The organism is Caproicibacterium argilliputei (genome assembly GCF_029211325.2).
GTDB lineage: Bacteria > Bacillota > Clostridia > Oscillospirales > Acutalibacteraceae > Caproicibacterium > Caproicibacterium argilliputei.
The window spans coordinates 2,102,623-2,116,563 of the sequence record NZ_CP135996.1 but is presented as its reverse complement, the minus strand read 5'-3'; the positions used below and the strand labels follow the sequence as shown (position 1 = coordinate 2,116,563).

At 52.1% G+C, this 13,941-nt stretch carries 12 protein-coding genes and 1 tRNA gene; 9 read left to right on the top strand and 4 right to left on the bottom strand.

The window, feature by feature from the left end; all coding sequences use genetic code 11:
- Window positions 1-14: 14 nt before the first annotated feature.
- Window positions 15-530, bottom strand: a complete 516-nt coding sequence (locus PXC00_RS10245) for a peptidylprolyl isomerase (protein ID WP_275845408.1) — start codon at window positions 528-530, stop codon at window positions 15-17.
- 312 nt (window positions 531-842) lie between these two features.
- Here PXC00_RS10245 and PXC00_RS10240 point away from each other — a divergent pair, with 312 nt between their 5' ends.
- The 4 genes from PXC00_RS10240 to PXC00_RS10225 are packed head-to-tail and all read left to right on the top strand — an operon-like array spanning window position 843 to window position 6,661.
- On the top strand, window positions 843-3,758 hold the full coding sequence (locus PXC00_RS10240) for an acyl-CoA dehydratase activase-related protein (protein WP_275845406.1): 2,916 nt from the start codon (window positions 843-845) through the stop codon (window positions 3,756-3,758).
- Between the two features lie 11 nt (window positions 3,759-3,769).
- Window positions 3,770-5,050: a 2-hydroxyacyl-CoA dehydratase gene (locus tag PXC00_RS10235; RefSeq protein ID WP_275845404.1), complete on the top strand. Its 1,281-nt coding sequence runs from the start codon at window positions 3,770-3,772 to the stop codon at window positions 5,048-5,050.
- A 30-nt stretch (window positions 5,051-5,080) separates the two neighbouring features.
- Window positions 5,081-5,944 (top strand): GNAT family N-acetyltransferase, encoded by an 864-nt coding sequence (locus PXC00_RS10230; protein WP_275845402.1) that lies wholly within the window; start codon window positions 5,081-5,083, stop codon window positions 5,942-5,944.
- A 60-nt stretch (window positions 5,945-6,004) separates the two neighbouring features.
- The gene (locus PXC00_RS10225) at window positions 6,005-6,661 is read left to right on the top strand and encodes a class I SAM-dependent methyltransferase (protein ID WP_275845400.1); all 657 of its coding nucleotides are present in this window, start codon (window positions 6,005-6,007) and stop codon (window positions 6,659-6,661) included.
- Window positions 6,662-6,728: 67 nt separating this feature from the next.
- Here the strand turns inward: PXC00_RS10225 and PXC00_RS10220 are convergent, their stop codons facing one another.
- Both PXC00_RS10220 and PXC00_RS10215 read right to left on the bottom strand, forming a co-directional pair.
- On the bottom strand, window positions 6,729-8,339 hold the full coding sequence (locus tag PXC00_RS10220; protein ID WP_275845399.1) for an MBL fold metallo-hydrolase RNA specificity domain-containing protein: 1,611 nt from the start codon (window positions 8,337-8,339) through the stop codon (window positions 6,729-6,731).
- Complete coding sequence (locus tag PXC00_RS10215; RefSeq protein WP_275845397.1) at window positions 8,336-9,118, bottom strand: exodeoxyribonuclease III; 783 nt, start codon at window positions 9,116-9,118, stop codon at window positions 8,336-8,338. Before PXC00_RS10215 ends, PXC00_RS10220 begins: the two co-directional genes overlap by 4 nt.
- A gap of 495 nt (window positions 9,119-9,613) precedes the next feature.
- Here PXC00_RS10215 and PXC00_RS10210 point away from each other — a divergent pair, with 495 nt between their 5' ends.
- Window positions 9,614-10,105, top strand: coding sequence for an amidase domain-containing protein (locus PXC00_RS10210; RefSeq protein ID WP_275845395.1), 492 nt, complete (start codon window positions 9,614-9,616; stop codon window positions 10,103-10,105).
- Window positions 10,106-10,349: 244 nt separating this feature from the next.
- On the opposite strand, the gene PXC00_RS10205 is transcribed toward PXC00_RS10210, so the two are convergent.
- A tRNA-Thr gene (locus tag PXC00_RS10205) sits at window positions 10,350-10,425 on the bottom strand.
- A gap of 272 nt (window positions 10,426-10,697) precedes the next feature.
- On the opposite strand from PXC00_RS10205, the gene PXC00_RS10200 reads away from it, so the two are divergent.
- The 4 genes from PXC00_RS10200 (at window position 10,698) to PXC00_RS10185 (ending at window position 13,917) form a co-directional block, all read left to right on the top strand.
- The gene (locus tag PXC00_RS10200) at window positions 10,698-11,075 is read left to right on the top strand and encodes a Na-translocating system protein MpsC family protein (protein ID WP_275845394.1); all 378 of its coding nucleotides are present in this window, start codon (window positions 10,698-10,700) and stop codon (window positions 11,073-11,075) included.
- 94 nt (window positions 11,076-11,169) lie between these two features.
- Entirely contained in the window at window positions 11,170-11,973 is an 804-nt protein-coding gene (locus PXC00_RS10195) for an ABC transporter ATP-binding protein (protein WP_275845508.1), read from the top strand.
- A gap of 13 nt (window positions 11,974-11,986) precedes the next feature.
- Complete coding sequence (locus PXC00_RS10190; protein WP_275845392.1) at window positions 11,987-12,868, top strand: ABC transporter permease; 882 nt, start codon at window positions 11,987-11,989, stop codon at window positions 12,866-12,868.
- Between the two features lie 14 nt (window positions 12,869-12,882).
- A complete protein-coding gene (locus PXC00_RS10185) occupies window positions 12,883-13,917 on the top strand; it encodes an ABC transporter substrate-binding protein (protein WP_275845391.1) in 1,035 nt (344 codons plus the stop codon).
- Window positions 13,918-13,941 lie beyond the last annotated feature (24 nt).

Genomic DNA, 13,941 nt, shown 5'->3' with positions numbered 1-13,941 from the left:
GCGGCTTTGCGGACTTAAACGGTTTTCGGTGCGGGGTATTTTCCCCCGAAAGTTTCTACGGTCACTTTGGTCATGACCTGGTCTTCTTTGGGGCGGTCGTTGCGGTCGCGGCGGGCGGCGGCAATCTTGTCGGCGGCATCCATGCCCTCCGTTACCTTGCCAAAGGCGGCGTACTGCCCGTCCAGATGCGGTGCGTCCGCAACCATCAAAAAGAACTGGCTGCCGGCGGAGTCGGGTATCATGGTGCGTGCCATGCTGAGGACACCACGGGTATGTTTCAGGTCATTCGGAAAGCCGTTTTGGGCAAATTCGCCGCGGATGCTGTAATCCGGGCCGCCCATGCCGGTACCCTCCGGGTCGCCGCCCTGAATCATAAAGCCCGGAATTACGCGGTGAAAAATGGTGCCGTCGTAAAAGCCGGATTGGATCAGGCTGATGAAATTATTGACTGTGTTCGGCGCAACCTGCGGGTACAGTTCGGCCCGGATGGTGCCCGCTGTGGTTTCAAATGTAACAACAGGGTTCTGCATAACGGAAATTACCTCCAGTCTTTTCACTTCCATTGGGAAATGTATCGTTAGTATACCCCAAAATGAGAAAGAGGGCAAGCAAAGCCGAACAGCCGGCAGTGTGCCGGTTTGCTTCTGCGGGCAATCGCTTGACAGATTCCATCCAAAGCGATAAACTATAGTAATTGTTCGTATTTTTTGAATATACCGCCTTTTCCTTTAATAGTGGGGCGGGTATTCCCTTAAAATTCACCTTTTTTGTATAGTTTTTTTGCAAGCACCGTTCGGCGGCAGACGGCTTCCTTTCCGCTGTGCGGGAGAAAGGGGTTCCCTATGAAAATTGGACTCGACGTAGGTTCCACAACTATCAAAAGTATTGTACTGGACGATGAGGATCAAATCGTTTTTCAGTCTTATGAACGCCATTACTCACAAATTACCGAAAAAATGACGGAACTGCTTACCAAAATCCGTAAGGAAGTGGTATGCGGCAAGGACGCGAAACTGACGGTTTCCGGTTCCGCTGGTATGGGGGTCAGCGAAACCTGCGGTTTGCCGTTTGTGCAGGAAGTGTATGCCACGCGCATTGCCACCGGGCGGCTGCTTCCGGAAACGGACTGTATTATCGAACTGGGCGGCGAGGATGCGAAAATCCTGTTTCTGACCGGCGGCACCGAGGTGCGTATGAACGGCTCCTGCGCAGGCGGCACCGGCGCGTTTATTGACCAGATGGCAACGCTGCTGGGCATTTCGCTGGAGGAAATGGACAAACTCTCAGCCCAGTACGAAAAGATTTACACCATTGCCTCCCGCTGCGGGGTCTTTGCTAAGAGTGATATTCAGCCGCTGTTAAATCAGGGCGCGCGCAAAAGCGACCTTTCTGCCAGCATTTTTGCGGCAGTGGCAAACCAGACCATCGCCGGGCTGGCGCAGGGACGGCCGATCACCGGTAATGTGGTGTACCTCGGCGGCCCGCTGACGTTTCTCAGCGGCTTGCGCCACGCGTTTGACACAGCGTTAAAAACCACCGGCACCTGCCCGGAAAACAGCCTTTATTACGTTGCGCTGGGCGCTGCGTTCAGCAGTGAAATCGAGATTGATTTGGACACCGCGCTAAAAAACATTGCCTCTTACGGCAATACCGGCAATTTCCGCAGCATTGCGCCGTTGTTTCAAGACCAGGCGGCGTATGATGCTTTCGTGGAGCGGCACAGCCGCTGCAAAGCGCCGCGCGGCGACTTCAAAACCTACAAAGGCCCGGTGTTTCTGGGGGTTGACTCCGGCTCTACCACCATTAAAGCGGTGGTCATGGGCAGCGACGGGCAGATTTTGGACAGCATTTACCGCAGCAATGCCGGCAATCCGGTTCCGCTTGTGCGGGATTACTTGCTGGAACTGTACAAGGTGCGCCCCGACCTGCGCTTTACTGCTGCGGCGGTCACCGGCTATGGCGAGGAACTGCTGAAAAACGCCTTTAATCTGGACTTTGGCATTGTGGAAACCATTGCACACTTTACAGCTGCCAAACGCTTTATGCCGAAAGTGGATTTTGTCATTGACATCGGCGGGCAGGACATGAAGTGTTTTAAAATTCGCGGCGGTGCGATTGATAATATCTTCTTGAACGAAGCCTGTTCCTCCGGCTGCGGTTCTTTTTTGCAGACGTTTGCCAACACGCTCGGTTACTCCATTGAGGATTTCGCCAAACTGGGTCTGTTTGCAAAGCATCCGGTTGACTTGGGCAGCCGCTGTACCGTTTTTATGAACAGCCAGGTTAAGCAGGCACAGAAGGACGGCGCGACCACCGCGGATATTTCCGCTGGTCTTTCCGTCAGCGTGGTGAAAAACGCGCTTTACAAAGTCATCCGCGTTTCCTCTGCAGAGGAACTGGGCCGCAACATTGTAGTGCAGGGTGGCACGTTCCTGAATGATGCCGTGCTGCGCGTGTTTGAAAAGGAAATGCATGTAGATGTGGTGCGCCCGGACATTTCCGGTTTGATGGGGGCTTACGGCGCGGCGGTGTATGCCATGCAGAAGTCTTTGCGCCGCGAAGAGGGCAGCAGTACACTCATTTCTAAAGAGGAACTGGAAAACTTTAAGCATGAGGTCAAGGTGACAAACTGCGGTCTGTGCAACAACAACTGCCGCCTGACCATCAATATCTTTGCAGGCGGACGGCGCTTTATCGGCGGCAATCGCTGCGAACGTCCCGTAACCAAACGCGGTAACGGCGGCGCGGATTTGGATCTGTTTGCGTACAAACTCAGCAAGCTGCAGTCTTATGTGCCGGTTCCTGCCGGCAGCCGTGGAAAAATCGGCATCCCGATGTGCTTAAATATGTATGAGCTGCTGCCGTTCTGGCACACGTTCTTTTCCTTGCTGGGCTTTGAGGTGGTCACGTCGCCGCTTTCTACTCGCGAATTGTATATCGAGGGGCAGAGCACCATTCCCAGCGACACGGTCTGCTTCCCGGCAAAGCTGGCGCACGGCCACATTATGAAGCTGCTGGACGCCGGACTTAAAACAATTTTTTATCCCTGCATGAGCTACAACATTGATGAACACCGCAGTGACAACCACTATAACTGCCCGGTGGTTGCCTACTATCCGGAAGTGCTGGCTGCCAATATGCCGCAGCTGAAGAATGTGAACTTCATTGATGATTATGTGGGGATTCACCGCCCGCGCAGCTTCCCGAAAAAAATGACAGAAATCCTCAATACCCGCTTTGACGGCACGTTTACGCTCAAAGAGGTGAAGATTGCCGCCGGCGCGGCTTATAAGGCATATGAGGCGTATATGCAGGACATCTGTGCCAAGGGTAACGAAATGATTGACCGCGCCCGCTTGGAGCACCGGCAGATCATTGTGCTGTCCGGCAGACCGTATCATCTGGACCCGGAGGTCAACCACGGCATTGACAAGCTGATTACCACGCTGGGCGCGGCGGTGGTCAGCGAGGACGTCATTGCGGAGCGCACGAAAAAGCAGCCGGTCGATGTTCTGAACCAGTGGACGTACCACGCGCGCCTTTACTCGGCGGCGGAGTACGTTGCCACCCAGGCGGATATGAATCTGGTGCAGATGGTTTCTTTCGGCTGCGGACTGGACGCCATCACCACGGACGAAGTGCGCAGCATTTTGGAAAAACACGATAAAATTTACACCCAGATTAAGATTGATGAGATTACCAATCTGGGTGCTGTCAAGATTCGCCTGCGCAGTCTTTTCGCTGCGCTGGAACAGTGAGGTGCTGAAATATGGCAGAACTTGTTTACGATAAAACCGGCCGCCTGCTTTTTACCAAGGAAATGAAAGAGGAGTATACCATCCTCATTCCCATGATGCTTCCGGTGCACTTTAAGCTTTTTGTGGGTGTTCTGCGCAATGCGGGATACAAAATTGAACTGCTGGAAAACAGCGGCCCTTCCGTTGTGCAGGAAGGACTGAAATATGTGCACAACGACGCCTGCTATCCAGCACTGCTGGTCATCGGGCAGTTTCTGGATGCGCTGCATTCCGGTAAATATGATTTGGACCACACTGCGCTGATGCTGACGCAGACCGGCGGCGGCTGCCGCGCCAGCAATTACATCCACCTGCTGCGCAAGGCGATGCACAAAGCGAACCTGGACCAAGTGCCGATTATCAGCCTCAATCTGGTGGGGTTGGAGAAAAACCCCGGTTTTTCGATTGACCTCGGCATTATCCGCCGGCTGGTGGCGGGTGTGGTTTACGGTGATGCGATGATGTGCCTGAACAACCAGATTAAGCCTTATGAAATCCACAAGGGGCAGAGTGAGGCGTTGCTGGACAGCTGGACGCAGAAGCTGAACGAGCAGTTTTCGCATGGCAAAGGAATCGGTATGCATGACCAACGCAAAAACCTGAGCCTGATTCTGGCAGACTTTGCCGCGGTGCCAGTCAAGAAAACACCGAAGGTGCACGTCGGCATTGTTGGAGAAATCTATGTCAAGTACGCTGCGTTTGCGAACAATCATCTGGAGGACTTTCTGGCAGAGCAGGACTGCGAAGTCAATGTGCCCGGCCTGATGAACTTTCTGCTGTTTATGTTGGAGCACCGGCAGGACGATGTGGCGCTGTACGGCGGCAATCCCCTTCCTTCCGCTGTTTCGGAACTGCTGTTCCGATATGTGACGAAGATGCAGAATGCCATTACGGAAGCTTTTAAGCCTTACCCGCAGTTTCTGGCGCCCACAGAGTTTTCACACGTGCATGAACTGGTTAAAGGCGTGATTGGATACGGAGCCAAGATGGGCGAGGGCTGGCTTTTGACTGCGGAGATGTTAGAACTTGCCGAGTGCGGATTTGAAAACATCGTCTGCGCACAGCCGTTCGGCTGTTTGCCGAACCACATTGTCGGCAAAGGGATGATTCGCAAAATTAAGGAAGTGAATCCGGACGCCAATATTGTGCCGATTGACTACGACCCCGGCGCCACAAAGGTCAATCAGGAGAACCGCATTAAGCTGATGCTGGCGGTTGCGCGTGAAAATCTGCATCGCCAAACTGCAGACTGACCAGATATCTTTTCTTTGTGAGGGCGAAACATGACAGAACAACTGGTCAAAGGCTATCAGAATGACACTGCTTTGCGCAGGTCGTTCAACGCATTAGCCACAGAAACTTTTGGGCTTTCTTTTGAGGACTGGTACCGAAGCGGATACTGGAAAGACCGGTATATCCCTTATTCGATGATCAATGACGGTGAAGTGCTTGCAAATATATCTGTGAATTTAATTGATTTTTATTACCAAGGACAAAAGCAGCGTTGTATTCAGTTGGGAACCGTCATGACCAAGTCTGCTTTCCGCAACAGAGGGCTGAGCCGAAGATTGATGGAAAAAATATTACTTGACTATGCCCAATGTGACGGTTTCTTTCTGTATGCCAATGATACCGTTCTGGATTTCTATCCGAAATTTGGTTTTCATAAGGCAGATGAATATCGTTTCAAAACAGGCGTTTCCTGTACCGGAACTGCATCAGCGGAGCCTGTCCCCATGGAATCTGCTGATGACTGGGAGCGTTTCTTAACAGAAAAAAACCGGCGCAGAAGTATCGGTCAGCTGCAAATGCAGACGGATGACTTGCTCATGTTCTATCTGACGCAGTTTTTCAAAGAAAAGGTGTACCATTTACCAGAAGCAGATGCTTATGCGATTGCAGAGGTCAATGATTCTGTTCTAAAGCTTTATGATGTTTTTGCAAGTCGGGTGATTCCTTACTCTGCGATTTATACGGCTTTCGGCTCGGACATCCGGACGGTGGACTTCCTTTTTGCACCGCAGGAAACTGCCGGATTAGAAAAATACAAAGTGCAGCAAACGGATACCGCACTGTTTTTACAGGGCGGTTTTTTGGAACAAACCGTTTCGCAGATTGGCAGCTTTCCGGAAATTGTACATACATAAACCTTGCATCCATTGCCGCATGGAGAATAAATACAAGCACACACCGCTATGGAGGAACCTTTGGAACAGCTTGAAACTATGGGCGCGTTTTTTGACAACCGCCTGAACGGCTACGAAGAACATCAACTTAATGTTATAGATGGCGCAAAGACGTTTTACCCCTTTACCGCATCTCTGCTGCCCACAACCCCGAAATGTAGAATTCTGGATTTGGGCTGTGGCACCGGTTTGGAACTAAATGAATATTTTCCACGGAACCCGACTGCTTCCGTAACGGGAATCGACCTCGCGGCGGGGATGCTGGAACGTTTGAAGGAAAAGTTTTCGGACAAAGCTCTGACTCTGATTCAGGGTTCGTACTTTACCGTTCCTTTTGGAACCGCGCAGTTTGACGCGGCAGTTTCGGTGGAGTCGCTGCACCACTTTTCACAGGAGCAGAAAGTGCCGCTTTACCGAAAGCTGCACGCAGCTTTGAAAGACGGCGGCTTTTTTATCTTAACCGATTACATGGCTGAAAATGATGGGGAAGAACAGCTGCATTTTGCCGAACTGGCACGGCTTCGGGCGGAACAGCATTTGCCGCAGGATACGTTTTTCCACTATGATACGCCGCTGACCCGCGCGCACGAAACAGAAGCTTTGACTGACGCCGGTTTTTCCAAAGTGGAATTTCTGCGGCAGTGGAGTGGCACAGTTCTACTGAAAGCGTACAAATAGAAAGAAAGCAGCAGCGTTTCCGCGTGCATTTTCTGCACGGAAACGCCGCTGCTTTTTTGAATGTCTTTTATCGGTCCCATTTTTTACACAGCGCCAAAATCTGATCTGCAAATTTGCCGAGGTCTTTGTTTGCACCGCCCTCGTTGTGCTGAACCACCTGTTCCAAACGTTTCTGCGCCTGCAGCAGCCGCAGAAACGCCGAGGAAACTTTTCCGGCGGGATACCCCTGTACGCGTGCGGGGTGCAGCTTTTCCGGCGGGATGCCGGCAGCCTCCACCCGGTCTTCCAGCAGGTCATAGACCGCTGAAAAATCCGGTGCGTAAGCGTCAAATCCGTTGGCGCACAGCTCCGCTGTAAAGGTTTCGCAGCACGTGCGCTCGCCGTGTACCACAAACACTTTCTGCAGGCTTTTCGGAAAGGCAGAAATCCACTCCAAAAGACCGGTATGATCTGCGTGTCCGGACATGGCGCGGAAATTGTAAATATGCGCTTTGACGGCAATCTGCTCGCCAAACAGCTTGACGCTGTTTACACCATCCAGCAGAATCCGGCCTAGGGTGCCGCCCGCCTGATACCCTACAAATACGATGGCGCATTCCGGCCGCCAAAGGTTGTGCTTTAAGTGGTGCCGAATCCGCCCGGCTTCGCACATACCGCTGGAGGAGATGATAACTTTCGGCACGCCATCTTCATTGAGGGCTTTCGATTCCTCTACGCTTTCCGTAATGTGCAGGTTGGAAAACTGCAGTGGCTCAAACCCGTGGTCAATCAGAGAGACGGTTTCGCGGTCGGCATATCCCTGCAAGTTGCCACTGTAGATTGCCGTTGCCTCCGCCGCAAGAGGGGAGTCCACATAAACGGGAAAGTTCGGGTGGTTTGGGGTCAGGCAACGTTCCTTAATTTCGCGGAAAAAGTACAGCAATTCCTGCGTGCGCCCCACGGCGAAGGAGGGAATGATCACGTTGCCGCCGTCGCTCAGCGTGCGGTCAATGATTTTTGCAAAGGTGCCTGCGTAATCCTCTGTTTTTTCGTGCTCGCGGTCGCCGTAGGTGGATTCCATGACCACATAGTCTGCCTCATGAACGTACTGCGGGTCGCGGATGATGGGCTGGTTTTTGTTGCCGATGTCGCCGGAAAAAACGAGTTTTTTGGTGACGCCGTTTTCTGTGGCCCAGATTTCCACCGAGGCGCTGCCCAGCAGATGTCCCGCGTCCTGAAAGCGAACCTGCACGCCCTCGCAGAGAGAAATTTTTTCGTTGTATCCGCAGGAGGTAATCTGCTTAATGGCAGCTTCGGCATCTTCAATGGTGTAAAGCGGGCCTTTCGGTTTTTTGCCTGCGCGCCGCCCTTTGCGCAGTGCCTGCTCCGCGTCCATTTCCTGAATGTGTGCGCTGTCGCGCAGCATAATGTCCATCAAATACGCAGTTTTTTCCGTTGCAAGGATTTTTCCCTGAAAGCCCTGCTTTGCCAGCAACGGAAGGCGGCCGGTGTGGTCGATGTGTGCGTGTGTCACCAGAACATAGTCAATCAGATTGGGGCAAAAGGGCAGGCGGCGGTTGTCGGTTTCATCTGCACCCTGCTGTAGACCGCAGTCAATGAGGATGTGCAGACCGTTTACCGTCAGGCAGTGGCAGCTGCCGGTTACTTCCTTATCTGCGCCGTAAAAAGTCAGTTTCATGTTGCGGCACCTGCTTTCCGGAGAGGTTCCTCAAGTTCCAGCAGTACCGGGCAGTGGTCACTGCCGTACACATCTGCCAGAATCTCGCTTCGTTTGACGTGTGAAAACAGACGGTTGGAGGTTACAAAGTAGTCAATCCGCCAGCCGGCGTTGTTGTCCCGTGCGTGAAAGCGGTAGCTCCACCAGCTGTACGCGCCGGTCAGCTGCGGGTGCAGCGCCCGGAACGTATCCGTAAAGCCAGCCTGCAGTAATTCGGTGAATTTGCCACGTTCCTGGTCGGAGAAGCCGGCGCTGCCGCGGTTTGGACCCGGATTTTTCAGGTCAATTTCCTCATGCGCAACATTTAAGTCGCCGCACAGGATGACCGGTTTCTTTGCGTCTAAGGAGCGCAGGTACTTTCGGGCGGCATCTTCCCACTGCATCCGGTAGTCAATCCGCGCCAGTTCCGCCTGAGCATTCGGCGTGTAAAATGTTACGAGATAAAACTCCGGAAATTCCAGCGTGATACTGCGTCCTTCGCCGGTGTGGGCGGGATCTTCAATGTCGTAAGTGACCGAGAGCGGCTCTCTGCGCGAAAAAACCGCTGTACCGGAGTATCCCTTTTTCACTGCGGAGTTCCAGTACTGCTTGTAGCCGGGCAGGTCCAGCTGGGCTTGCTCTGGCTGCATTTTGGTTTCCTGTACGCAGAACACATCAGCGTCTGCGGCGTTAAAGAAATCCAGAAATCCTTTTTTGATGCAGGCGCGCAGCCCGTTTACATTCCAAGAAATCAGTTTCATGTGCATATGCAGAGAGCGTGCCCGCTCCCTTCCCCTTCCAAAATATTGTAAAATCTATCGAATCCTGTTTCCATTATAGAGCATTCCGCGCAGTCCTGCAATACGAAACAAATAAAGCCCGCAGGCAGTCACTGAAAAATGAGACACTCGCGGGCTTCTCTTGGAGCTGCTGGGCAGACTTCAACTGTCGACCAATCGACTGCGAACCGATTATGTAACGGAATGGTCTGCTGATTGTAAAATTCAATTGAACGCCTCGAAAAATATTAGGTTCCTGCGGCTAAGCTGTCTGTTTGCAGCTGCAATTTTTGTCATTACCCAGTCTTGCATCACGGAGCTAATTTGAAGGGAATATGATACCATACACACACGCAAGCAGTTTGCAAAAGAAGTTTTCAAGATCTTGCGCGAATCGTTAAGGCAAACGAGAACATCTTTTTTAAAATGGTATCGGTTAGCGGCAATTATACAGAATTGCCGGAAAGGAGAAGCGCTATGCTGACAGAGACTTCCTACAATCGAACCCGCGTGGTTGCATATGCCGAAGCGTGGGCGATGAAAAGAAATCCGAATTATCTGAACTTTGATAACATAGGGGGTGACTGTACCAATTTTGCCTCTCAGTGTATCTTTGCGGGAAGTGGTGTGATGAATTACACGCCGGTGATGGGATGGTACTATAACAGCAGCCAAGACCGAACCGCCTCATGGAGTGGTGTGCAATATTTGGCGAATTTTTTACTTTCCAATACAGGAGCAGGCCCTTACGCAGCTGAAACCGCTCAAGAACGTCTTGAAATTGGAGATATCATTCAACTTGGCAGAAATGAGCAGGAGTTTTATCACACGCTTGTTGTCACCCGTATCGTTGGCGGTACGATTTTGATTTGTTCGCATTCCTATAATGCCTATATGCGGCCGTTAAACACCTATGCATATGAAGCCATACGATTTTTGCATATGCAAGGAGTAAGAAAGGTTTCATGAATAGCAGTTCCTTTGGATTCCCTTAAAGGTGGTATGTATTTCGGTGAATGGATAAAATGTGAAATCAGCCGAAATGACAACAATGCGGTCACTTTTCCGTCAAAAGCTTTAGCTGTGCGGCGGACAGTACAATCAGTTTCAAACGTTCTGTTGTAAAAGTCAAGTCCTGTTCTCTTCGTTTTTTATAGATAATTAAAATAGGGGCAATCCGCATAATACGGATTACCCCTATTCTAATACTGGTTGGAGCTACTGGGCAGACTCGAACTGCCGACCTGCTGATTACGAATCAGCTGCTCTACCAACTGAGCCACAGTAGCAAATCGAACTTCCTTATTATATCGTACAAATTCTGTTTCGTCAAGCCTTTCTCTTGGAGATTTCGGCAGAATTTTCGTTTCAGAACACTGCGGCGAAAAATCAGAAACAGACGCAAAAAAGATTGGCAGTTTCCCTCTTGCTGTATATTATGGTATTGGAAATGTTTTTCAAAGCCGGCTACGTGTCAGAAAGCAGAGACGCTTTTGGAGGGTTGCGCTTCCTGCGTCTTTTCTTTATCTGCGCAGAGGCAGAGAGGAAAGGAGGAATGCAGGTGTCGCTTGCTGTTGGTGAGTTTAAGCAGGAACTGCTGAAAACTTACAATGCGGTCAACAAAGAAATTTTTCACGGTGGGGTGCGCCAGCAGAACGTGGAGCTGGAGGGGAAGCGGATTATTGTCCTTTCCTGCAATGGCCGGGCGCCGGTGTTGAAAACGCTGGATTCCCGTGTGCCGAATATCACCAGTTACCTGGACTATCTGCTGGCGCAGATTTTCAAGGAAAAAATCAAAGAGGAGCTGGAAAAACGATTTCATCTGCAAATTACCGCGATTTTCAAGGATTATGACGCGATGACCGAAACCTCTGGTACCGTCATATACCTGGAGCGCGATTTTCAAAGCTACCTGAGCGAGCTGCCGGAGCTTCTTTGAGAAGAGCCGGCCCAGTCGCCGGTTTGCGCCGCAAAGGCCGACCGGCGGCTTTTTTTGGAGTTCTTCATTTTTTAACAGGAAAGGGTTGAAGCAAATGAGTTTAAAGGGCAAAGTGGAAGTCACAGACATCTGTAAGACGTTTCACAAAAAGGGCGGAGATGTCGTGTCCCTCAGCCACGTGAACCTTTCCGTGGAGGAGGGACGCTTTGCCAGCATCATCGGGCCTTCCGGCTGCGGCAAATCCACGCTGTTCAACGTGATTGCCGGTCTTTTGCTGCCGACTTCCGGCGAGGTGACGGCAGACGGTGAAAATATTCTGGGCAGAACCGGTTACGTTGGGTATATGCTGCAGAAAGATCTGCTGCTGCCGTGGCGCACCATTGCCAACAATGTCATTTTGGGGCTGGAGGTGCGCGGCGTACCTAAAGCAAAAGCACTGGCGCGTGCGCTGCCCCTCCTGCAAAAATACGGTCTGCAGGGATTTGAAAATCATTATCCGGAGGAGCTTTCCGGTGGTATGCGCCAGCGGGCGGCGTTGCTGCGTACCCTGCTGTATGACCGGGATATCATTCTGCTGGATGAGCCGTTCGGCGCGCTGGACGCGCAAACGCGCCTTTCCATGCAGAATTGGCTTTTGGAAATTTGGCGCGACTTTGGGAAAACCATTCTATTTGTCACACATGACATTGACGAAGCAATTTACCTTTCGGACGACATTTATGTTTTTACGCCGCGTCCCGGTCGGATTCGTACAAAAATTACCGTGCCAATCGAGCGGCCGCGCACGCCGGAAGATATGACTTCTCCGCAGTTTATGGAACTGAAGCATTTTCTGCTGAACCTGCTCTATACCGGGAATGCGGTTCCGGAGCCTGTTTCAGAACCGCAGACGGCATGAAAGGGGCGACGACATGACAACTGCAGGAGAGAGAGAAAGTCCGGCGGCTGCACGTGCGCCGGCACAGATATCGCGTGCACGTCAGCGTGAGGTGCCTTTGGTGCAGGTTGAGGAGGAAGCACTGGAAAAGCGGCGCAAAGTCCGCGTGCACCTTGGGCGAATTCTGGTGGGCATTGTACTGTTTGCAGGCTGGGAGCTTGCCGTGCGTGCCGGCTGGCTGGATGCCTACTACTGGAGCTGTCCCAGTGCAATTTTGAAGACCACCTGGGAGCAGCTGACCACCGGCACGCTGTGGAACGACATTCTGTACACCTCTGGCTCCACCATCCTTGGGTTTCTGACCGGTACGGCTGTCGGTTCCCTGCTGGGGCTGTCCTTTTGGTGGTCAAAAGCCTACGCGGGCATCAGCGAACCGTATCTGATTGTTTTCAATGCGCTGCCGAAGCTGGCACTTGGACCGGTACTGGTCATTTTGTTTGGCATCGGTTTTGCCTCCAAAGTTATTCTTGCGTTTCTGATGACGGTGATTACCACCGCGCTGTATGCTTACAGTGGGGTAAAGAGTGTGGACCATGCCATGGAAACGTTGATGTACTCACTGGGTGCCAAACGCAGCCAGGTCTTTTTGAAAGTCGTGGTGCCGTGGTCGCTGCCGTGGATTATCAGCAGCCTGCGCGTCAATATTGCGCTTGCACTTGCGGGTGCCATCGTTGGGGAATTTATTGCCTCGGAACACGGCGTGGGGCGCATGGTCATTTATGCCGGAACTATTTTGGACATCAATCTGGTATGGGTGGGGGTTTTTGTGCTGTCCATCCTTTCCATGCTCATGTACTGCGGCGTTGTGCTGCTGGAAAAGTGGCTTTCACGGCATTTAGCCAACATTCATTCCTGACAGGGGGAAACTTGATGAAACGAATAAGCAAGCTTTGGCGGCGGATTCTGGCGGTCGGAACCGCCGCAGCGCTGCTGACAGCCGGAACCGCCGCCTGTGCACCTGCCAAGACCGCGTCCGGCAGCGATACGCGCAGGCAGCTGGTGATTGCGGAGCCGGTGCACCTGATTGGCTATCTGCCGCTGTACGTGGCGCAGCGCGAGGGGTACTTTCAGGAGCAGGGGCTGGATGTGAAAGTCATCCAAGCTACCGGCGGCACGCACGTGACTGCGGTTATCAGCGGCAGCGCATGGGGGGTCATCGGCGGTGTGGATTCCAATGCGCTGGGCAACAAAGGGAATGCAGACCCGGTCACCGCAGTGGTCAACTGTGTGAACCGTGCAAATGTATATTTGGTTGCGAAAAAAGGGCTGGCGCCGAAAAGCAGCAGTCCTGCCGACCTGAAAAGCTTTTTAAAGGGAAAAACCATTGTTGCGGGCCGCCACGGCGGTTCCCCGAACCTGCTGACGCGCTACCTGCTGCTGCAGCTTGGTCTTGACCCGGAAAAGGACGCGCGCCTGTTGGAGCCGGGCGATGCCGCCACCGTAGTTTCCATGCTGCAAAACGGCAACGGTCAGATTGGAAACGGCGCGGAGCCACAGATTTGTGACGGCATGGAAAAGGGCGTTTGGGAAGAACCGTTTTATAAGTTTACCGACCTCGGCGATTACTCCTATTCGGTTTTCGGGGTGAAAAAGTCGACAATTCAAAAGGATCCGCAGACCGTGCAGAAATTTGTAAACGCTATTTTAAAGGCACTGAAAACTGTACAGAACGACAAGGTACTTGCCAAAAAGGATTTGCAGGCGGAGTTTCCAACACTGACAGAAACGCAGCTGCAGGCTTCGCTGGACCGCGCCTATGAAGACCATCTGTGGAGTGTCGACGGCCTGATTTCAAAAAAAGCAGTCGATAATGATATGGATGTGCTCCAAAAAACCGGAATTTACACCGGCACATATTCCTACGATATGCTGGTGGATATGCAGTTTGTGAAAGCGGCAAAGTAGCCTTACGGTGTAAAAAATCCCTTT